Annotated in this window: 16 protein-coding genes; 1 reads left to right on the plus strand and 15 read right to left on the minus strand. The window is 57.8% G+C overall.

Annotation, left to right across the window (positions count from 1 at the left end):
- Positions 1-16: 16 nt before the first annotated feature.
- Positions 17-1,687: a putative transporter gene (locus DES29_RS09490; RefSeq protein ID WP_113854805.1), complete on the plus strand. Its 1,671-nt coding sequence runs from the start codon at positions 17-19 to the stop codon at positions 1,685-1,687.
- Between the two features lie 113 nt (positions 1,688-1,800).
- Here the strand turns inward: DES29_RS09490 and ccmI are convergent, their stop codons facing one another.
- From ccmI to tsf, 15 genes are all read right to left on the minus strand, one after another.
- Positions 1,801-2,718: a c-type cytochrome biogenesis protein CcmI gene (gene ccmI, locus DES29_RS09495; protein WP_113854806.1), complete on the minus strand. Its 918-nt coding sequence runs from the start codon at positions 2,716-2,718 to the stop codon at positions 1,801-1,803.
- A gap of 137 nt (positions 2,719-2,855) precedes the next feature.
- A complete protein-coding gene (locus DES29_RS09500; RefSeq protein WP_021995296.1) occupies positions 2,856-4,490 on the minus strand; it encodes an ammonia-forming cytochrome c nitrite reductase subunit c552 in 1,635 nt (544 codons plus the stop codon).
- Positions 4,491-4,874: 384 nt separating this feature from the next.
- Positions 4,875-6,299 (minus strand): alanine/glycine:cation symporter family protein, encoded by a 1,425-nt coding sequence (locus DES29_RS09505; protein WP_046446483.1) that lies wholly within the window; start codon positions 6,297-6,299, stop codon positions 4,875-4,877.
- A 532-nt stretch (positions 6,300-6,831) separates the two neighbouring features.
- Positions 6,832-9,150, minus strand: a complete 2,319-nt coding sequence (gene bamA, locus DES29_RS09510) for an outer membrane protein assembly factor BamA (protein WP_113854811.1) — start codon at positions 9,148-9,150, stop codon at positions 6,832-6,834.
- A 194-nt stretch (positions 9,151-9,344) separates the two neighbouring features.
- Positions 9,345-10,697 carry an RIP metalloprotease RseP gene (gene rseP / locus DES29_RS09515; protein WP_021995300.1) on the minus strand — a complete coding sequence of 451 codons (1,353 nt, stop codon included), beginning with the start codon at positions 10,695-10,697 and terminating at the stop codon, positions 9,345-9,347.
- 41 nt (positions 10,698-10,738) lie between these two features.
- On the minus strand, positions 10,739-11,914 hold the full coding sequence (gene dxr / locus DES29_RS09520) for a 1-deoxy-D-xylulose-5-phosphate reductoisomerase (protein WP_113854807.1): 1,176 nt from the start codon (positions 11,912-11,914) through the stop codon (positions 10,739-10,741).
- A 68-nt stretch (positions 11,915-11,982) separates the two neighbouring features.
- Positions 11,983-13,149 (minus strand): metallophosphoesterase, encoded by a 1,167-nt coding sequence (locus DES29_RS09525; protein ID WP_016474749.1) that lies wholly within the window; start codon positions 13,147-13,149, stop codon positions 11,983-11,985.
- A 147-nt stretch (positions 13,150-13,296) separates the two neighbouring features.
- Complete coding sequence (locus DES29_RS09530; protein ID WP_005429698.1) at positions 13,297-13,935, minus strand: YigZ family protein; 639 nt, start codon at positions 13,933-13,935, stop codon at positions 13,297-13,299.
- A gap of 11 nt (positions 13,936-13,946) precedes the next feature.
- Positions 13,947-14,789, minus strand: a complete 843-nt coding sequence (locus DES29_RS09535; RefSeq protein WP_005429697.1) for a phosphatidate cytidylyltransferase — start codon at positions 14,787-14,789, stop codon at positions 13,947-13,949.
- Between the two features lie 216 nt (positions 14,790-15,005).
- Positions 15,006-15,779, minus strand: coding sequence for a PhzF family phenazine biosynthesis protein (locus tag DES29_RS09540; RefSeq protein WP_016474750.1), 774 nt, complete (start codon positions 15,777-15,779; stop codon positions 15,006-15,008).
- Positions 15,780-15,814: 35 nt separating this feature from the next.
- Entirely contained in the window at positions 15,815-16,525 is a 711-nt protein-coding gene (uppS, locus tag DES29_RS09545) for a polyprenyl diphosphate synthase (protein WP_021995604.1), read from the minus strand.
- A gap of 141 nt (positions 16,526-16,666) precedes the next feature.
- Complete coding sequence (locus tag DES29_RS12510) at positions 16,667-16,837, minus strand: hypothetical protein (protein ID WP_021995605.1); 171 nt, start codon at positions 16,835-16,837, stop codon at positions 16,667-16,669.
- A gap of 131 nt (positions 16,838-16,968) precedes the next feature.
- Positions 16,969-17,529 (minus strand): ribosome recycling factor, encoded by a 561-nt coding sequence (gene frr, locus DES29_RS09555; protein ID WP_005429693.1) that lies wholly within the window; start codon positions 17,527-17,529, stop codon positions 16,969-16,971.
- A 212-nt stretch (positions 17,530-17,741) separates the two neighbouring features.
- Entirely contained in the window at positions 17,742-18,467 is a 726-nt protein-coding gene (gene pyrH / locus DES29_RS09560) for a UMP kinase (RefSeq protein WP_016474754.1), read from the minus strand.
- 408 nt (positions 18,468-18,875) lie between these two features.
- Positions 18,876-19,763: a translation elongation factor Ts gene (tsf, locus tag DES29_RS09565; protein WP_005429691.1), complete on the minus strand. Its 888-nt coding sequence runs from the start codon at positions 19,761-19,763 to the stop codon at positions 18,876-18,878.
- Positions 19,764-19,917 lie beyond the last annotated feature (154 nt).

The raw sequence follows: 19,917 nt of genomic DNA on the forward strand, positions 1-19,917 counted from the left end.
AGCCGCACCCGCCACCATGGAATCCGTTCTCACCTCCCCCACGTCGATCGCGCACATCGTCTTGGTGTACGCGCTCGTCATCTCCGTCGGGCTTGCACTCGGGAGAATAAAAGTCTTCGGCGTCTCTCTGGGCGTCACATTTGTGCTTTTTGTCGGACTTGCCGCCGGACACTTCGGCATGGCGATCGAACCGCACGTTTTAACCTTCCTGCGCGACTTCGGTCTGATACTTTTCATTTTCTTCATCGGCCTGCAGGTCGGCCCTTCGTTTTTTTCGAGTTTTAAGTCGGGCGGCATCATCCTCAATGGGCTTGCTGCCGGTGCCATTGTGCTCTCCATCTTGGTGACGATTTTGCTCTGGGCACTCACAGCGGGCCTGATTGACCTGCCGACGATGCTCGGCGTGCATTTTGGCGCCGTCACCAACACCCCTGGCTTAGGCGCCACGCAGGAGGCGCTCGCCGTTATGGGCTGGGAAGGAGCGGACATTGCGGTGGCTTATGCCTGCGCTTATCCGCTCGGCGTCGTCGGCATCATTGTTTCGGCCATCATTATCCGCATCATCTTCCGCGTGAATCTCGCCGAAGAAGACAAAGCCTGGGAAGCCGACGAGGCGGACAAAAATGAAGCCCCCAGCTCCTTTTATGTTGAAGTCGTCAACGACTTTCTCCACGGCCAGACGATTCAGTCGATTCGTCAGTTCATCAACCGTCCGTTTGTCTGCGCCCGCATTCAGTCTCCCGGCGGTCCAATCCGCAGTCCCGGCCCCGATACGGAAGTCTTTAAGGGCGACGTCCTCCGCATTGTCTCGGAGAGCGAACACAAGGCCGGCATCGTCGCTTTCTTCGGCAAAGAGGCGCTCGGCGTTGACCTGCAGATTCAGCACTCGCCGATCCACTCCGAAACCGTGCTCGTCACCGACCCCAAGGTGAACGGCCTCAAGATCAGCGATCTGCACCTGTCGCACTACGACGGCCTCAACATTACGCGCCTTTTCCGCGCCGGCATGGAACTCTTTCCCTACCGCAGCATCCATCTGCAGCTCGGCGACCGCCTGCGCGTTGTGGGGCCGGAGCGCGCCATCATGCGCTTTACGGCTCGCGTCGGCAACCAGTCGCACAAACTCGACCATCCGAACATCATCTCGATCTTCGTGGGCATCGCACTGGGCATTCTTGCCGGCGTCCTGCCGATTGCCATCCCCGGCATTCCGGTGCCGGTGAAGCTCGGCTTGGCGGGCGGTCCGCTGATCGTGGCCATTCTGCTAGGCCGTTACGGACCGAATCTGCGGCTCGCCACCTACACCACCAATTCGGCGAGCCTGATGCTCCGCGAACTCGGCATTGCATTCTTTCTGGCAAGCGTGGGGCTTGCCGCCGGCGACGGCTTCCTGCAGGCGTTTGCCTCCGGCGAGGGATTTGCCTACATGGCGCTTGGCCTCTGCATCACAATGCTTCCGCTGCTGGTCGTAGGCTATGTTGCACGCAAGTTCTTCTCGCTCAATTACCTCTCGATCGTCGGCATGATGGCCGGCACTACCACTGATCCTCCCGCACTCGCCTACGCGGCAACCCTTTCAGAAAAGAACAGCTCCGCTGTGGCGTACTCAACGGTCTATCCGCTCGCGATGTTCCTGCGCATTCTGACCGGTCAGGCACTGCTTCTGATCTTCTGGGCTGAGCTCTAAGAATTCCTATAAATCCCTCCCAAAACAAAACGGCGCTCCCTCAGAGCGCCGTTTTGTTGACTTGACCGCAGCGATGAGCTTCCCGAAGATGCTCAATCGCCGCAGAGCCGGATTTAAGGCTTCACTTCCGTTTTTTTCTGGTCAGCCGCCGCCTTGGCACGCGCCTCAAGCATCACCAGCGTTTCACGCGCCTGCATATATTCTCCGCTGTCGGGCGGAATTCGCGGGAGCATCGCACGAACCACGTCAACGGCCCATGCCCAATCCTCGGCAGCAATAGCCGCCATCACCGCGAGACGTTCTGCGCGCGGATCATCTGCCATCAGTCCGTACGCTTCCTTAACCACGCGGTTGGCGTCGGCATACCAATCGGACTCCTGAGCTGTGAGCACTGCAGCGCCGTATTCGAGCATCACGTCACGGTCACGAGCAATCTTCGGTTCGACTTCTCTGGCCGTGCGAAGCGCACGTGCCGCAGCACGGAAGTCGCCCGCCTCAATTTTCTTGTGTGCGAAGAGCACCCAGGCACGGCCGTCTTTGGGCGCAGTCTTCAGATACGCTTCGATGGGCTCTGCTGAGGCGTTGCCCTCCATCACCTTTTGGGCATTCGTTAATTCGAGCATCTCGGGAGACCCGAGAAACGCGTAGGAGCCCCCCGCAACGACGGTGATGAGCACAGCTACCGAAACGGCCAGCTGCACGCGGGAAAGCCGCGTCGAGGGCTTGGCATTCGCTGAGGACGACGGCGCTCCGGTCGGATCCGCAGCGGGCTTTTGCTCCTCAATCACGCGGCGGCGCAGGTCTGTTAAAAGCGACTCGTACTCAGCCTCTGAGATGCGCCCGAGTGAGCGGTCAGCATCAAGCTTGGCTTTTTCTGCCTGCAGCGCTTTGGTGGCCAAAGCGGTCGCTTCGCGATCAAGCGCTTCGCCGTTCACATCGTTCTTAGCGCGCAGAACCGTTGGGAGCACCGCAACGATGGCGGCAAGCAGCATCAAAGCGCAGATAACGTAGAGAAGCCAGGTGGAGGTCATGGTGTTGGCGGAAAGATCAGTGGAAACGCTACTGTAGCGAAAAAAAGCGGCACCGGTGCGGTGCCGCTTTTCTTTCTCTAAGTGAGAGCGTCGTTTTCAATTGACACTCTCACTTGACTCAGCCTTCAAAGGCCTTATTACTTGCCGGCTTTGGCGGAAGCCTTGGCAGCGATGGCCTTGCGGAGCAGAGCGGTCGCATCAGAAGCGGCCTTGGCACTCTTGGCGAGGCTGCGCTGAGCTTCTTCGGGATTGTGGAAGTACGCACCGTTGACGGCCGTCCAGTATTCCCAATTGATGTGAGCTGAGGAGTGGAGCTTACGAGCTTCATCCAGCGTCTTTTCATCAACGCCCGAGGCAATCGCGAGTTCGAAGGCATTGAACATGTCGTTCATGCGGGCTTCAGCTTCGCGAACCTTGCCGTCATAGTGACCCTTCATGGCATCGATCGCCTTGTTCATCTGTTCGGCGGTCTTGTCCTTGTGGCAGGTCAAGCAGGTTTCCTGCATGTAGTGGCGCGGCGAGGTAGCCCAGTGAACCGTGTACATCTTGCCGGTCTTTTCGTCCTTGACCTTAGGCATATGGCAGGTAGCGCAGGTAGCGCCGGCCTTGTCGTGCGTAGAGCCGAAGTACGTTTCAGTGTCCGGATGCTGCATCTTCACGAGCGCTGCGCCCGTAAGGTTGTGCTTGAAGTCACGGAAACCGATCTTGTCGTAGTACTGCTCGATCTCGTCGGCATTGACAAACGGGAAGTGGTTGGTCAGGCGGCTGTCGAAGCCGATCTTGGCGCCCGTCTTGGCATCAAAGCCCGGGTTGCAGATGTATTCGACGTGGCACTGAGCGCACATGAGGTTGGAGTCCGCCTTGTCCATATAGGCGACCTTGCGGGTGAAGCCGCGAACGCCCACATCCTTCACATCGAGCTTCGTCGGATGTGCAGCAACATCGCGGTAGACGTTCGGCACGGACTTGTCGTCACGCGTCACGGCATCGATCAGCGCATCGCGGACAACACGCGGCTGAGCAGTATGCGGATCATGGCAGAAGTTGCAGTTGATGGCGTGATTGACCTTGCGGACCACATCAACCGGATTCGAAGAACGGCTGAACTGAGCGCCTTCCACCTTGTCGCCAAGGTAGGCCCAGTCCATCATGACGTCGGTGGACTTGCACGACCAGCAGACGGCATTGGCAGCGGCCGCGGTGCCGGGCTTGTGGACCTTCTGCGCGTTGTTGTCCGGATAGTTGTCCTTCAGAACATCCCAAACCTTGTAGGACTTGCCGCCGTCGAGCGTGGCATAGAGCCAGCCGTCCTTGGGTTCGAAGCGGCCGCCGAATGCACGGTCAACGATGAACTGGTCGATGGCCATCCAAACATGGGCGCGCGGCAGATCATGTTCTACCGTGAAGCCATGGGCGCCGAGCGCGCGGTCAAAGAACGGATCGGGAGCCGGGCCATTAGGCGCCTTCTTCGACTGACGAGCAGCACGGCCGTCATCCTTATAGAGGGACTTGTACTGCGCCTGATGGCAGCCGCCGCAGGTAGCCGGATCCATGTTGACCGTCGGACGATCCGTCACCTTCTTCAAGTGCTGATCAACGCCCGAGTGGCAGGACGTGCAGGCAATGTCCTTGTGCGCGGCGCCGGCGTGCGCCTTGGTGATATTGGAGTGGCAGGTCGTGCAGGTCGACAGATCAGCGGCCTGAGCGGAAACGCATGCGCCCAGCGAAAAGAGCGCGGCGGCAACAGCCGTCAACATAGGCTTCGTGTTCATAAGAGGTCTCCTTCCAGAGCATTTGAATGCTCTGCCGCCGCAGCCCTTCAACGGGTGTCTGATGAGCTTCCATCTCGGCGGAATTTTTTTTATTCGTATGAAATTGTATTTTTCCTTACAGCATCCTTAAAGACCTCTGATGGGAGAGGTCTAGTTCTAATTGAGAACCCCTCTCAACTCCGTTGTTAGCTACTGCCGCAGTGATATAGAAACGATAGGCGGTCCCTATTTACTAATAAATAGGTATATAGGGTGTTGTCTCGGGGGTTAACCCGACTCCCCCAATCGAGGGGGTGCAAACGCGCGGCCGCCGAATGCAAACACATTCGACGGCCGCAAAACATGAAAGTTGTGAAGCAAATATTACGAAATGCTTCCACCCAACTAATTCACTTCTTCATCCTTCTTGCGAGGCCAGCAGACGATGCCGCGGGTGGCCGGCAGCACAGACGGATCAAACTCGGGGTTCTCCACCCCCTCTGAGCGCTGCTTGAAATAGTCCTTCATTGCCGCAAACGCATAGCGGCCAAGGAGAGCGATGGCTGCGAGGTTGAGCATCGCCATCAAGGCCATAAAGAGATCGGCCAGATTCCAAACAATATTGAGACTCGCGACGCTGCCGAAATACACCATCACCAGCACGCAGCCGCGGAAAATCCAGCTGGCTATCGGCCGACGGCTGATGAAGTCCATGTTCACCTCGCCGTAAAAGTAGTTGCCGATGATCGAACTGAAAGCAAAGAAGAGAACGATCACCGTCATAAAGGTGTTGGTCCAAGCACCGAGCTGCCCCGTAAGTACATGCTGGGTGAGTTCGATCCCAGTGAGCTGAGCGCCGTGCCAATCCGGCGAGAGGAGAACAATCATGGCCGAGGCCGTGCAGACGAACATGGTGTCGACAAAGACGCCCAAGGCCTGCACCAAACCCTGTTTGACGGGGTGGGACGCATCCGCCGTCGCCGCAGCATTAGGCACGGAACCCATACCGGCTTCGTTGGAAAAGAGACCGCGCTTAATACCCGTCATGAGCGCCATGCCGAAGGCCGCCCCGGTTACTGCGTCCACACCGAAAGCACTCTTGACGATCAAGAGCAGAACTTCCGGAACGAGCGTGATATTCATCACGGTGACCACCGCAGCAAGGAGCAGGTAAGCCCCTGCCATCAGCGGCACCATCCATCCCACCACTCGTGCGATGCGGTTCAAGCCGCCGAAAATCACCAGACCCGTCAGAACTGCGATGCCTAACCCCGTCCAAGCCGGATCCACATCGAAAGATGCCTTGAGCGAAAGCGCCATCGTGTTGGCCTGCACTGAATTAAAAATGAGGCCGTAAGTGACGGATATCAGCACGGCAAAGAGCCAGGCGCCCCACCGAGAGCCCAGGGCATTCCCGATGTAGTAAGCCGGACCGCCCACGAAGCCGCCGCCGCGGCGCGGAACTTTGTAGATCTGAGCAAGAGTCGACTCCACAAACCCCGTTGCCGCGCCTAAGAGCGCTATGACCCACATCCAGAAGACGGCACCCGGACCGCCGACCACAACAGCAATGGCAATGCCCGCAATATTGCCCACGCCGACACGCGACGCCGTGGAAACGCAGAAGGCCTGAAAGGTAGAGATATGCCCTTTCTTTGTCTTGGCTGTTGCGCCCTCCGCAACAAGACGCACCATCTCACGCAGATGGCGGATCTGCACAAAACCTGTGCGGAAAGAAAACCAAAGTCCCAATCCCACCAGCATGACGATCAGGACGTATGACCAGAGGACATTATTGACGGCAGAGACGAGCGTGTTGAGAAGTTCCACGGCGAGGATGTTCCTTATCGAATCATTTTTGTTGTTTTCAGCACCGTATCGGGCGCCTCGAACGGAATCGGTCATATTAACAAAACGACCCGGCCGCCGTCCGTCTTTGACCTTTTCCTTATGGCTTTTGATCCTGCCTATTTCCGATCCTCATCTTATCTGAGAGCCGATTCAACCGTGTTTGCATAATTAGGGTTTGTACCAATAAAGTCCAAATCCTGTAAATCAGTGCCTTAAGGACTAGTTCTTTTGTATAACATTGTATTCGCCCAGGACGTGAATTCACCTGCCGCTATTCGTTTATAGAATGTCGTCATTCTTTCCTGCGGGGAAGATTTTCTGCCGCGGTCTGCCGGGCTCTAAGCACCCGGCGACGCGTCCTTCCGAGAGGAAAGCCGGAAGGTTGTAAGCCTTCTCCTATTATTGGGGGAAGGCTTCCTTTTTGATCGGAACAGGACGCAAAACCGCTGCAGCTCCAAAAGAGGTGCAGCGGTCTGAAAAGGCTTAAAGTCAGCCGACGAACGGGAACGGTTTAGAAACCCGTACCGATCTGGAATTGGAAGCGCTGAGTATCGTCGCCTTCCTTGTCATTGAGCGGGAATGCAATGGAGAACTTGAGCGGGCCCAAGGGCGAAATCCAGGCAATGCCGAAGCCCGTCGAATAGCGCAGATCAGCAAAGTCGATCTTCTGACGAGCGTAGTTGCCGTGCTGATCACCTTCGTAACCCCACGCGTAGCCGGCATCCAGGAAGCCGAAGATTCGCAGCGTGCGGTCGCCGCCCGGGAGCGGAGCAAGGATTTCGATATTGCCGGTAATCATGCGGTCACCGCCAAGATTGTCGCCGTCCGAATTGGCCGAATAATCCTTCGGACCGAGCGTGCCCGAATCATAGCCGCGCACCGAGCCGATGCCGCCCACGTAGAAGTTTTTGAAGAAGGGGAACTGATCCGTACTGCCGTAGACGTCGCCCCAGCCGACCTCGCCGTTAAGAGCCAAAGTCCAGGTACGCGAGAGCGGAATGTAGTGCTGGTACTGGTAAGTGGCTTTGTAGTACTGAATGTCAAGACCGGGGAGCCCTAATTCACCGGACAGGCGCTGATAGACGCCGCGGGTCGGCGCGAGTGAATTGTCGCGGCTGTCGCGGGACCAGCCGAGCGTGAGCGCCACACTCACCGGATTATCACCGAACTTCTCAACGTAGTTTTGATATCGCCGCGGCGATCTGGGATTCGCATCAACGTGCGTCGACTCCACGCGGGTGCCGAGGAACACGCGGTCCAGTTCAGTGAAAGGAATGCCCCAAGACACGCCCGCACCGCGGGTTTCATACTTCACATCGGCAACGTCGAGCTCTTCCAAGTCGACTTTGCGGTCATAGAGGTCATAAGTGCGGCTGATGCCTTCGGGCGTCACATAGGGTTCCGTCACGGAAAGCGCATACGTACGCTGCGACTTAGACGTATTGACATCGACCGACACCGAATTGCCGGTGCCGAAAACGTTATTCTGCGCGAAGCCTGCCGACAAAATGATGCCTTCAGACGTGGAGTAGCCGGCGCCGAGTGAAATGGAGCCTGTCGGACGCTCCTTCACATTCACTTCAAGGTCGACCTGATCGCGCGTGCCCGGCACAGGCTTCGGTTCTGCAGTCACACTCTCGAAGTAGCCGAGACGGTCAATACGGTCGCGCGAGAGCTTGACTTTGTCGCTGTCGAACCAGGCGGATTCGTACTGACGGACTTCACGGCGGATGACTTCGTCATGCGTGCGGTTGTTGCCGGTGATATTCACGCGGCGGACATAAGCGCGGCGTCCCGGATCGATCGTATAAACGATATCGACCGTACGGTCTTCCGCATTGGAAATCGGATTGGCGTTGGCTGACGCAAAGGCATAACCGAGCGTTGAAAGCTTATCGGTCAGCGCGGTGGAAACGTCTTTCACCGCCTGCGCGTTGTAGACCTCACCGGCCTTGAGCGTAACGAGCGCGTTGAGCTGATCATCAAGCCCGAGCAGATCGCCCTGAAGCTTAGCGCTGCGGATTGTGTACTTTTCACCTTCCGTCAGGTTGATCGTAATGTAAACGTTTGACTTATCCGGCGCCACCGACACCTGCACGGAATCGATCTTGAAGTCCAGATAGCCCTGATTCATGTAGAACGAGCGGATGGTTTCAAGGTCGGCGGCGAGTTTTTCGCGCGAGTAGAGGTCGCGCTTGGTGTACCAAGAGAACCAGTTCGGCGTTCCGAGCTGCATCAGGTCGAGCAGATCATCCGAATCGTAAAGGTGGTTGCCGGTAATGCGGATCGAAGCAATGGACGAGGCACTGCCTTCGTCAACATTGACAGTAATGCGCACGCGGTTGCGTTCAAGCGGCGTCACCGTCGTTTTGACAGAAGCTCCGTAATAGCCTCGGGCGAGGTACTGACGGCGCAGTTCCTGATCGGCGCGGGTGAGCGTCGCATTGTCGAAAATGCGGCCTTCGGCAAGCCCCACGTCACGAAGACTCTTTTCGACCGCTTCCTTGTCAAACGCCTTAATGCCGTGCGTTTCAATGGTTGCTACGGCCGGACGCTCCATCACGTGAACAACCACAACATCGCCGTCCTGAGTGAGCGACACATCGCGGAAAAGTCCGGACTGATAAAGGGAACGAATGGCGCGGACACCCTTTTCGGCCGTGTATTCATCACCGGCGCGGAAAGGAAGATGCGAAAAGACCGTACCGGGCTCCGTACGCGTGAGACCCTCGACGCGGATGTCGGAAATCGTGAACGCCGAAGCAGAGCCGGCAAGTACGAATGCGGCGGCAAGCGCGGCCGTCAGGCGGGTAATAGTGGGGAGCTGCAAGACGATTTCTCTCTCAACACTGAATTCTGTATCCGGCCGCTTGGGAGCACGGCTCCCCGGGCGCATCAACGACAAAAGCGTCAGCCGGCAGCGCCCGAAAAAAATTGTTGTAAGGTTAGCACAAGGAACGGACCGTTCGAGCCGCCGCGGCGTGCTGAAAACCTCCGAAACGCTTCTCCGTTTGCGCGGCCCATTCATCCGCCGAGTCGGCCGATATCATTCATAGTCACGTAAACAGCCAGAAGCAGAAGGAGCGCCATGCTGACGGCACCGAGTTTTTCCTTCAGTCCTCTGGCAAGACTCCGTCCCATCAGGCCCTCAATGCCCAAAATGACGAGCTGTCCGCCGTCCAAAGCCGGAATCGGAATAAGGTTCATGAAGCCGATGGCGATCGAAATAAGCGCCACAAATTCCAAAAAGGCGCTGACGCCCGCCGTCAGTGCGCTGCCGGCCATGCCGGCAATGCCGACAGGCCCCGAGAGATTCTCGGTGCTCACCTCACCCTTAGCCATGCCCCCAACGGCCGCCGCTTGGAAACGCGTGAGCCCCACCACCTTGTCAAACGCCGTTTCAAGCGACTGCAGCGGCGTGAGACGAACGGTCACAAACTCAATGCCGGGTCCGAACCGCAGTTCTGCACGGCCGACCGCAGACTGAGTCTTCTCGTCGAGGATACGCTTTGGCACGAGCGAAATCTCAACCGGCGTTCCGGCACGATTGACTGAAAGCTGAACTGTTTTTTCGGGCGACGTTCGGATAGCGGCTGCAAATCCCTGCATGTCGGCGCGGCTGCCGTTGATCTTTTCAACGACGTCGCCCGACTTGAGGCCCGCAGCGGCGGCGGGTCCGTCAGCCTCAACCTTGAGAATCGTGACGCCGCGGCCGGCGAGGAGAAACCCCAGTTTCTGCAGCACAAACCCATTGGTCTTGGCCGCCTCGTCGAGCGACAAACCTGACAAATCAAAGTGCCGCACATAGGATTCGCCTGTCTTTGCCCGCGAGAACGTTACCGGCACATCAGCCTTACCCGTATGCTCGAGAAGCGCGGAATTGAAGTCCATGACGCCCACGATGCGTCGGCCGTCGACCGCCGTCACCAGATCCATCGCGCCCACCCCCTGCGTTTGGGCCTGCGAGGCCGGTGCCGGCTCCACATAAGGCGCAATGTCCCGCACGCCGATAGCACCCGAGGTGGCAAACAGCATGACAGCCAGCACGAAATTCATGAGCGGCCCTGCCGTCACAACGATCGCCTTTTTCCAGCGCGGCCCTGAATCAAACAACACGCCGGTCGGCTCGCGGCCCTGCTCGCGAAGCTCATCAGCCTCTTCAAAGGCCACATACCCGCCGATCGGCAGCAGCGACACGGCAAACTCCGTATCCCAGGCACGCCGACGCCAAAGGACGCGGCCCATGCCGATTGAAAAGCGCTTGACACCGAAGCCGAGCCACTTGGCGGCCAAATAGTGACCGCCCTCGTGAATCATGACCACGATGCCGATGGTGAGAAGAAAGCCCACAAGGCTCAGGAGTACAGAAAGCGTCATTCGGATGGCTGGCTACGACTAAAAAGGAAGTAACAAAAAACTCAGTTAAAGAATTCGGAGACCGACAGTATTTCAGCGGCACGTGTGCGCGCTTCTACATCAATTGCAAAAATTTCTTCAACGGACTGCGGCGCCGGCGCGCTGAAGCGTTCTGTCGTCATTTCAACCAGTTTCATGATGCCCGTGAATGAAATTCTTTCATCAAGAAATGCCGCGACAGCAACTTCATTGGCCGCATTCATCACAATAGAGGATCCGTCGCGGCGGCGAAGTGTTTCTCGGGCAAGTTCCAGGAGCGGAAATGTTTCAAGATCCGGCGCCTCAAAAGTGAGCCTCCCGACACGCGTTAAGTCGAGAGCACCCACGCCGGAACTCACGCGCTGCGGCCACGACAGCGCCGCAGCAATGGGCGTGCGCATGTCCGGGTCGCCTAACTCCGCCATCACCGCTCCATCCTCAAAGGCCACCATCGAGTGGATCACCGATTCCGGATGCACCACAACGTCAATGCGGTCTTCGGGAAAGTCAAAGAGCCACGAGGCTTCAATCACCTCAAGTCCCTTATTCATCAGAGTCGCGCTGTCAACACTGATCTTGCGGCCCATACTCCATTTCGGATGTTTGACCGCCATGGCAGGCGTGATGCCTTCGAGCGTCTTTCGCCCGCGAAACGGGCCGCCCGAAGCGGTGAGAATGATCCTTGCGCGGCTGCGCGCATTGGGGTCAGCTGCCGCAAGGCACTGAAAAACCGCACTGTGTTCGCTGTCAACCGGAAAGAGCTCTGCACCGCACTCGGCAACCGTCTTCATGAGCAGTGCCCCGCCGCAGACCACGCTTTCCTTATTGGCAAGCATCAGCCGTTTGCCCGTACGAGCAGCCGCAAAGGTGGGCGCCACCCCGGCAGCACCCACAATCGCCTGCAGTACGGCATCCGTCTCCGGATCCGCAGCGAGCGCTTCAACGGCATCTGCGCCGGCGAGCGCCTCGACGTCATGGCAGCCCGCCGCATCCAATGCTGCCCGCAGCGCTCCCTGCTTTGCAGGATCAGCGACAGCAGCCTGCTTCGCCTGGGTAGCCCGAACCGCTTCAACGAGTTCAGGAATGCGGCTGCCGCCGGCAACGCTTTTCACACGCCAGCGTTCAGGGTGACGGCGGATGACGTCGACGGCCGAACGGCCAATCGAACCGGTAGCGCCAAGAAGCGAAATGGTCTGCATCGTTTTCTTTTTGTTGTGAGTTTGTGTGGAAGACGTATTTTCCGTCTTCTGCGGAAAGCCGGGTGATTTTAGGGCTGTTTTCGCGTGAGGCGAATGAGTGCAATTTCAGAGGCCGCACCCAAACGAATCGGAAAGCCGTTCCACAGCCCCGTGCCGGGATGCACATACATCAGCGCACCGCTGCGGCGGTAAAAGCCCCGCACGAAGCCGCCGTTGATAATCGCCACAGCCTCATCCATTCCCCAAATCTGCCCGCCGTGAGTGTGTCCCGAGAGCTGGAGCGCAAAAGAGGCTTGGGCGCAGTACTTGGGGAAGAATTTCGGCTGATGTGCCATCAGAATGCGCAGCGCCTCTCTAGATGCCGGAGCCCCGGCAAAGGTTTTTTCCAGATTCGGCATTTCACGCCCGAAACGCGCAGCCATCGGGTCGCAAAGCCCTGCCAAACAGAGTTGGGCAGATTTGCCTTCTGGGTTCTTCACCTCCAGGACGGTATGGGCATTACGCAGAACGCGTATGCCGAGCGCCTCGATTTTGCGCATCCAGGCTTCATAGTCCCCATAGTGCTCATGATTGCCCTCGCATCCCCAGACGCCGTATTCGGCGCGCAGATCCGCAAAGGGCGCCACATCTCTTTCTCGGCGCTCAACGGTTCCGTCAACGAAGTCTCCGGTAATCAGAATCAGTTTGGGGCGCAGTGCATTCACACGCTCCACAACGGCCCGGCTCCAAGGCTCCGTAAGAAGCGCCGAGGCATGAAGGTCGGAAAGCTGGACGAACTCGAAGCCTTCGAGCGCCGGAGGCAGATTCTCAATTTCGGCGGTATGACGACGAACCTCGGGCGCACTGACTCCCTCAGAAACGCCCGCCGCAGCCAAACCCGCAGCTGCCGCAGCAATGCCAAGCGCGGTGCGGCGGTCTTTCTGCACGACGTAATGCATCTTTTCTCCAGACCGTCCGGCCAGTACGCTGAGCAAAATCAGCACTTCGCGCACGGCCGTCAGGCCGCAGAGGAAAAGCAGTACCGCTTCGCCCGAATTGCCCGCAATGAGAAACCAGCGAGGCGCCTCCGGAGAAAGCAGGCCGCCGAAGAAAAAGACGGTGACGGTCGAAAACGATGCGGTTACGACCACAAGCAGCGCCAGAGCAGCTTTGAATCGGCGCGGCAGATCCAGCGGCAGCACGAACCGCCACAGAACCCAAAGGGCCATGATGAGATGAAAGACGGCAAATCGCATGAGTAGCGTCTAGAGGCTTAAGAGTCTGATCAAATAGGAAAATCGAGCCGATTTTAACGGCTCTGGATCCTCCTGAGCCTCCATTCAGGCTCCGCCGAAAGGAGTGAGTCGGCAAACGAATGCAACCGAATACTCGGCTCTGCGGCTTTAAACCGCTTCTTCCTCAAGCCGCTCAAAAAGCGCTTCACCCGCCGTAGCACGGGCCAGTCCTGACTCCAGTCCCTCCACTTCGGGCTCCGGAACGAGGATTTCATAAGATGCATCGAACCGATAGTCCGACGTTACGATTTGTCCTCGAGCCGCTCGAAGGAGATTCTGGAAAATGCCGTCATGGGCCGTATCCATCGAAACTAAACAGCGTATGAGGACTTCTCGAGCCCGGGTCGGCACCTTTTCTAAACCGAGCTGTGCTGAACCCTGATAAGCACGGACCAATCCGCCGGTACCGAGCAAAATGCCGCCGAAGTAGCGCGTTACCACCACCACGACTTCGCCGATGCCGCTATGGAGCACAGCAGTGAGCATCGGCCGGCCGGCCGTCCCCTTGGGTTCGCCGTCGTCACTGGCGCCCACCTGCGCCGTTGAACCGGGTTCGCCGGCATTAAAGGCCCAGCAGTTGTGGGTTGCCTGGCTGTGCTCTTCACGAATCTTTTCAATGAACGCGTGAGCAGCCTCAGGCGACGCCGCACGGCCCACCGTGACGATGAAGCGGGAACGCTTCACCGTCTCCTCTTCGCGAAAGAAGCCTCCGGACGGCAGATCGGGAACGAGATAGCCCTCGGTCATCGGCCGTCAGGTCAGAAAAGAAGAATGGCGAGCATGATCCAGGTCGCCGCAGGAAGCACCGGCAGGCTCGCATCCATGCGGTCGAAGAAGCCGCCGTGGCCCGGCAGCATGTGCGATGAATCCTTGATGCCCGCCAGACGCTTGAGCATCGATTCCCACAGATCACCTGCGATGGAAAGCGCAATCAGACCGGCGAGCACAATCAGTCCCCAGACAAAACCCGCGTGCTCAAAGACGAAGTTTGTGAAGACATTCTTCTGGTCGCAGAACCACCACGTCAGGATGAAGAAAATGATGACGATCACGTAGGCGCCGATTGCACCTTCCCAGGTCTTGTTGGGCGAAATCGCCGGACACATCTTATGCTTGCCCCAGGCGCGGCCGCAGAAATAAGCGCAGATGTCTGCTCCCCACACGATAAGGAAGACTGACAAAACCAATACCCAGCTGCCGGCTTCATAGAGCCAAAGAAGCGACAAATAAGCCGACGGCACAAAGATCACCGCCGTCGTCAGGCAGGTGAGCACGTTCACCTTGAAGCCGTTATAGCGGTGGAAGAGTTCCGCAAAGAAGATCACGCCCCAGGCCACCATCACGCCGCCGTTCACGATGAAGAGGAACCAGTCCATCTTCGGGAGCGCCTGCGCCCAATAGAGCGAAAACTGCGAAATCATTTCGATCGCTGCAATGAGCGCAGCCGGCACTGGACCCAAGTTCCCAATACGGAGCCACTCATAGAGCACCAGCCCGAAGCAGATGGCCATCACCCCGGCAAAAGCCAGCGGACCGGCCCAGATGGCGAACCACAAAATCAGGAGCAGTACAACTGCAGTGGCAACGCGAAGCTTCAGCATGGATGTTCTCTTTGGAGCAGGAGGTGATTATTGTTGTTGGGATCTAAACGACATGCCGGCTGACGTCCGTTCATCAGGACGCAGCACTTCAAAGCCGTTGGCTCGCATTTTAGACTGAGCTTGCCGCATTCTGGCTTAAGAGAAGCCTCCGTGAAGTATCCGGACCTTGCTTGAGGCAGTCTGAGCAGATGAAAAAACCGCTGTCGGCTCAGCCAATCAGACAAACAGATTTGCCTCTGAATAAAGAACCGCCTTGCCGGCAAGTTTGACCCGGTCTCCAACTCTGCGGCAGTAGAGCGTTCCGCCGCGCTTTGAAGCCTGCCGCGCAATCAAATCCGTCTTGCGGAGCTTATCGGCCCACAGCGGCACAATATGACAGTGACCGGAGCCGCATACCGGATCTTCGGCAACATTGAGTTTCGGCGCAAAACTCCGGCTGACGCAGTCATACTGACTGCCGCGCGCGGTGATGTGGGTGAGCAGGCCGTCGAGCCCGAGGAGCAGTTCCGGATTCGGCGCCGCATCGCAGACCTGACGCTCATCGGCCAAAACACAAACCAAATCCCGACCCATCCAAGCCTCAAGCGGCCGAACGCCGAGCGCAGCCGTCATTGCTTCGGTGACAGGAACGGGTGAAAGCGCATAAGCCGGAAAATCCATTTCGAAGCGGTCGCCGGAACGCTTGACGTTCAAACCGCCGCTTTTCGTTTGAAATGAAATTTCGCCGGCATTGGGTTCATAAAAGCGCATCAGCACATAAGCCGTTGCCAGCGTGGCATGCCCGCAGAGATCAATTTCACCGCCCGGCGTGAACCAGCGCAGACCATAAGATCCGGCATTCTTTACGGCAAAGGCTGTTTCCGAAAGGTTGTTTTCGACGGCAATCAGCTGCATCAGCTCGTCCGATAGCCAGGTGTCCAACACGCAGACCGCCGCGGGATTGCCTTCAAATAAATGGTCTGCAAAAGCATCGACAACGTAGCACTTCATCGGGAAACTCCGCCTTCGCAAGCTTGAAATGCGCTTCAGCCGGCTTTTCTCAATTGCTCGCTCGTCATGCCAAAGCGCCGTTCGCGTCCAACATACCACGCCAGAGCATCGTCGAATGCTTCGCCGTCAAAATCCGGCCAGAGCGTATCGGTAAAGTAAAACTCTGCATAAGCCGCCTGCCAAAGAAGGAAGTTGGAGATGCGGCGCTCACCGCCCGTGCGCACGAGCAGATCCACTTCGCCGAGCTCCGCGGCGCAAAGCCTTTTTTCCACGCCCTCCATGGTGAGCTCACCCTCGGCTGCAGCGGCCTGAGCAGCCTGCAGCATGTCCCAGCGGCCGCCGTAATTGGCGGCGATAACGAGCGTCATTTTGCTGCCGGCAGCCGTTGCGGCTTCGGCCGCATCAATGGTTTCATTGAGCGCAGAGCTAAAGCCCGTACGGTCGCCAATTACGCGCAGACGAACGCCGGCCTCTGACAAAGGTTTGCGCCAGCGCTCCAGTCCGAGGGCAAAAAGCTTCATGAGCGCAGTCACTTCCGCAGCCGGCCGACGCCAGTTTTCGCTTGAAAAAGCAAAAACGGTCAAAGTCTTCACCCCGCGCTGCGCAGCAGTTTCAACCACCCGCTCCAGAGCCTCTACACCCTTGCGGTGTCCTTCAACGCGCGGAAGGCAGCGAGACTGCGCCCAGCGGCCGTTGCCGTCCATGATGACGGCAACATGCTTGGGGATGGAAATGTCTTTAGACATGGCGGCGGCCTGAAAGAACGATGGTGCCCGATGCGGCAACGGAAAATTTCGGCATCGAGTCTAGCAAGGTGAAACGCCGTGCAGCGTTCGAAAATGAAAACGAATTTATCTTGTAGACACAAGCATTAATGGGCTGCGGCCTCATTTTTCACAGATTTGAAGAAGCGCACTCCAGACGTACTCCGCAGAATCGATGCAGCCGTGAGCATCTCGGTCTGCGCCCAATAGCGGAGCAGTACCGCTCGCCGCCGTACAAGCATTAAGCAGCACCGGCATCGCAGCCATCAGCACGAATTCGGCGGTTTTTCTCATCATCCGCTCCGAAGCGTTCATTTGTCGCAAAAAAGAAAAGCCGCAAAAAGCGTTAGGCATTGGATCGCCCGCGCTCTGCGGCTTCCCGACAGTCATGACGAACGTTGCTGACTGCGGCGTCCCATACGGCATTAGACCGTCATGATTTCCTTATCTTTCTCGGCGATCACCTTGTCGATTTCAGCCACAAAGCGATCCGTGAGCTTCTGGATTTCGGTTTCATAGCGCCGCTGATCGTCTTCAGAGATTTCCTTATCCTTCTCCAGACGTTCGAGCTGCGTATTGGCGTCACGGCGCAGATTGCGCACAGCCACCTTGGCTTCTTCGCCGAACCCCTTCACTACCTTGGTGAGTTCGCGGCGGCGTTCCTCGGTAAGCGGAGGCAGCGGCACGCGAATCGTGTCGCCCGAAGTGGCCGGGTTAAGACCCAGGTCCGAATCGCGAATCGCTTTTTCGCAAACCTTCACCATGTTCTTTTCCCACGGCTGCACCGTCAGGGTATGCGCATCGCCCACGCCCACCTGAGCAACCTGATTGAGGGGCGTCGGGCAGCCGTAGTAGTCGACGCGAATCTTGTCGAGCAGACCCGTGCTTGCGCGGCCCGTACGGATACGCGTGAAATCGTCGCGAAGCTTCTCAACAGTTACGCCCATCTTATGCTGGGTCTGCTGGATGACATCGGCAGCAGTCATGAATCATTCTCCTGATATCCGCAGCGCCGGCTTGACGTGAACTTCGTCTTCCCGAAGGCGTGACCCCGTCCCGTGAAACCGCGTTGTTCCCCGGCTGAATGGTTCAGGCCGGCGGATGAAAGCGCTGCATTAAATTGAAATCTGGTGCGAACATGGGCCGAAAACATCGTCTCCGGCCCATGTCTTAGCTTAAGGATTGTAGCAAGGCTCTATTACGAATGAACGAGCGTGCCTTCCTTTTCACCGAGGAGCACGCGGCGAAGCGCCCCCTTCTTATTGATGTTGAAGACCTTGATCGGCAGGCCTTGTTCGCGGCAGAGCGCGAAAGCAGTGGCATCCATCACCTTGAGATTGTTCCGCAGCGCCTCGTCGAAGGTGATTTCGTCATACATCGTGGCTGTCGGATCCTTTTTCGGATCAGCCGTATAGATGCCGTCAACCTTGGTGGCCTTGAGAACGATGTCGGCACCCACTTCCGCGCCGCGAAGCGCTGCGGTCGTGTCCGTGGTCATAAAGGGATTGCCCGTGCCGGCGGCGAAAATAACAACGCGGCCGAGACGCAGATGACGCAGCGCCTTGCCGCGGATATAGGGTTCGGCGACCTGTTCAATATTGAGCGCTGACTGCACACGAGCTTCAATGCCGTTGTTGCGGCAGCAGTCCTGCAGCGCCATGGCGTTCATCACAGTTGCGAGCATGCCCATGTAGTCGCCCGTGGCGCGGTCCATACCGGTAGCGCCGAGTGCGACGCCGCGGAAGATGTTGCCGCCGCCCACCACGATGCCTACCTGTACGCCGAGGTCCAGCGCCGTACGGAGCTCTTCAATCATGTGCTGCAGCACTGCGCGGTTGATGCCGAAGCTGTCCTCGCCCATCAGGGCTTCACCTGAAAGCTTCAGCAGAATGCGCTTGTAGCAGGGCTTGGCCTGTACGTCCATTTGTTGTTCTCCTCACACCTTCACATTAACCCGCAGAGCATGCTCTGCAGACATTGGGCGAAATTATACGCGGTGAGGAGGTTTACCTATATGTCTTTTTAGGCCAAGCAGCAAAACGCCGTCGACAAAACGAACAAAAGCCGCCCATTGCTGGACGGCCTTTGTTTGGCGGAGCCTCTTCGCTCACTCATAGATTCAAAGAAGGCTGTTTTGGCGTCATCCTCCACGCCCGTGCATGCGGTGAGAAAAGACTTTCAGCCATCCCTTAGAGCCGTAAGGAGCTGCGCGAGGCGATTCCCTCTTTAGCGTTTAAAGACCCTTCCCAAACCGCTCTCGAGCGCGGTTCATCAGGCCTTCGCCAATCGCTGCGCGGGAATCGATATCCGTTTCTATAAAGCGCAAGCCCGATTAGGCCTTGGCAGCGGCAGCCTGCTGGGCAGCCACTTCAGCGGCGAAGTCGTCAACACGCTTTTCGATGCCTTCGCCCACGACGTAGAGAACGTAGGAGGCGATCTTGGCATCGGCAGCCTTCAGGAGGTCAGCCACAGACTTCTTGTCGTCCTTAACGAACGGCTGGTTGACGAGCGTGACTTCCTTGAGGAACTTCTTGACGGAGCCTTCGGCGATGCGTTCGAGCATGGCTTCGGGCTTGCCGGCTTCGCGGGCCTTTTCGATGGCGATGCGGCGTTCGGAGTCGATCAGGGCGTGATCGATGCCGGTTTCGTCGATAGCCTTCGGCTTGGTGGCGGCGATGTGCATGGCGATGTCGTGGGCGAGCTCTTCGTTGCCGCCGACCATGTCGACGAGAACGCCGATACGGGAGCCATGGACATACTGTTCAATGAAGCCCTGAGCTTCGACGCGGGCGAAGCGGCGGAACGTCATGTTTTCGCCGATCTTGCCGACGAGAGCCTTGCGGACGCCTTCAACCGTGGTTTCACCGAGCGGGAGCTCGAGGAGCGCAGCGACGTCGGCCGGGTTCTTTTCGGCGACGAGCTTGACGGCTTCGCGAGCCATCTGCAGGAACTCGGGGTTCTTCGCAACGAAGTCCGTTTCGGAGTTCACTTCGAGGATCGCACCGAGCTTCTTGTCGTCGGAGACGTAGACCACCACGACGCCTTCGGCCGTCACGCGGCTGGCAGCCTTCGTGGCTTTGTTGCCGAGCTTGACGCGCAGGATTTCTTCAGCCTTGGCCATGTCGCCATCGGCTTCCGTAAGCGCCTTCTTGCACTCCATCATCGGGGCGTCGGTCTTGAGACGCAATTCCTTCACCTGGGCGGCGGAAATAGCAGCCATGTTCTGTTACTCCAAAATTGAGAACGAAAAAAATCGAAAGAATTCTAAGAAAAAAGGGAGCTCTTGTGCGAGCTCCCTTTCTCATGTCGGAGTGTTCTGCGGCGCATCGAACCCACTAACGGTCTTCAGCGTCCGCTGCACTCCTCTTTGAAGC

Source organism: Sutterella wadsworthensis (assembly GCF_003315195.1).
GTDB lineage: Bacteria > Pseudomonadota > Gammaproteobacteria > Burkholderiales > Burkholderiaceae_F > Sutterella > Sutterella wadsworthensis.

Coding starts and splice junctions, on each gene's coding strand:
- DES29_RS09490 (WP_113854805.1), top strand. CDS start 17: ATGGAATCCGTTCTCACCTCCCCCACGTCGATCGCGCACATCGTCTTG.
- ccmI (WP_113854806.1), bottom strand. CDS start 2,718: ATGACCTCCACCTGGCTTCTCTACGTTATCTGCGCTTTGATGCTGCTT.
- DES29_RS09500 (WP_021995296.1), bottom strand. CDS start 4,490: ATGAACACGAAGCCTATGTTGACGGCTGTTGCCGCCGCGCTCTTTTCG.
- rseP (WP_021995300.1), bottom strand. CDS start 10,697: ATGACGCTTTCTGTACTCCTGAGCCTTGTGGGCTTTCTTCTCACCATC.
- dxr (WP_113854807.1), bottom strand. CDS start 11,914: ATGCAGACCATTTCGCTTCTTGGCGCTACCGGTTCGATTGGCCGTTCG.
- DES29_RS09525 (WP_016474749.1), bottom strand. CDS start 13,149: ATGCGATTTGCCGTCTTTCATCTCATCATGGCCCTTTGGGTTCTGTGG.
- DES29_RS09530 (WP_005429698.1), bottom strand. CDS start 13,935: ATGACCGAGGGCTATCTCGTTCCCGATCTGCCGTCCGGAGGCTTCTTT.
- DES29_RS09535 (WP_005429697.1), bottom strand. CDS start 14,789: ATGCTGAAGCTTCGCGTTGCCACTGCAGTTGTACTGCTCCTGATTTTG.
- DES29_RS09540 (WP_016474750.1), bottom strand. CDS start 15,779: ATGAAGTGCTACGTTGTCGATGCTTTTGCAGACCATTTATTTGAAGGC.
- uppS (WP_021995604.1), bottom strand. CDS start 16,525: ATGTCTAAAGACATTTCCATCCCCAAGCATGTTGCCGTCATCATGGAC.
- DES29_RS12510 (WP_021995605.1), bottom strand. CDS start 16,837: ATGAGAAAAACCGCCGAATTCGTGCTGATGGCTGCGATGCCGGTGCTG.
- frr (WP_005429693.1), bottom strand. CDS start 17,529: ATGACTGCTGCCGATGTCATCCAGCAGACCCAGCATAAGATGGGCGTA.
- pyrH (WP_016474754.1), bottom strand. CDS start 18,467: ATGGACGTACAGGCCAAGCCCTGCTACAAGCGCATTCTGCTGAAGCTT.
- tsf (WP_005429691.1), bottom strand. CDS start 19,763: ATGGCTGCTATTTCCGCCGCCCAGGTGAAGGAATTGCGTCTCAAGACC.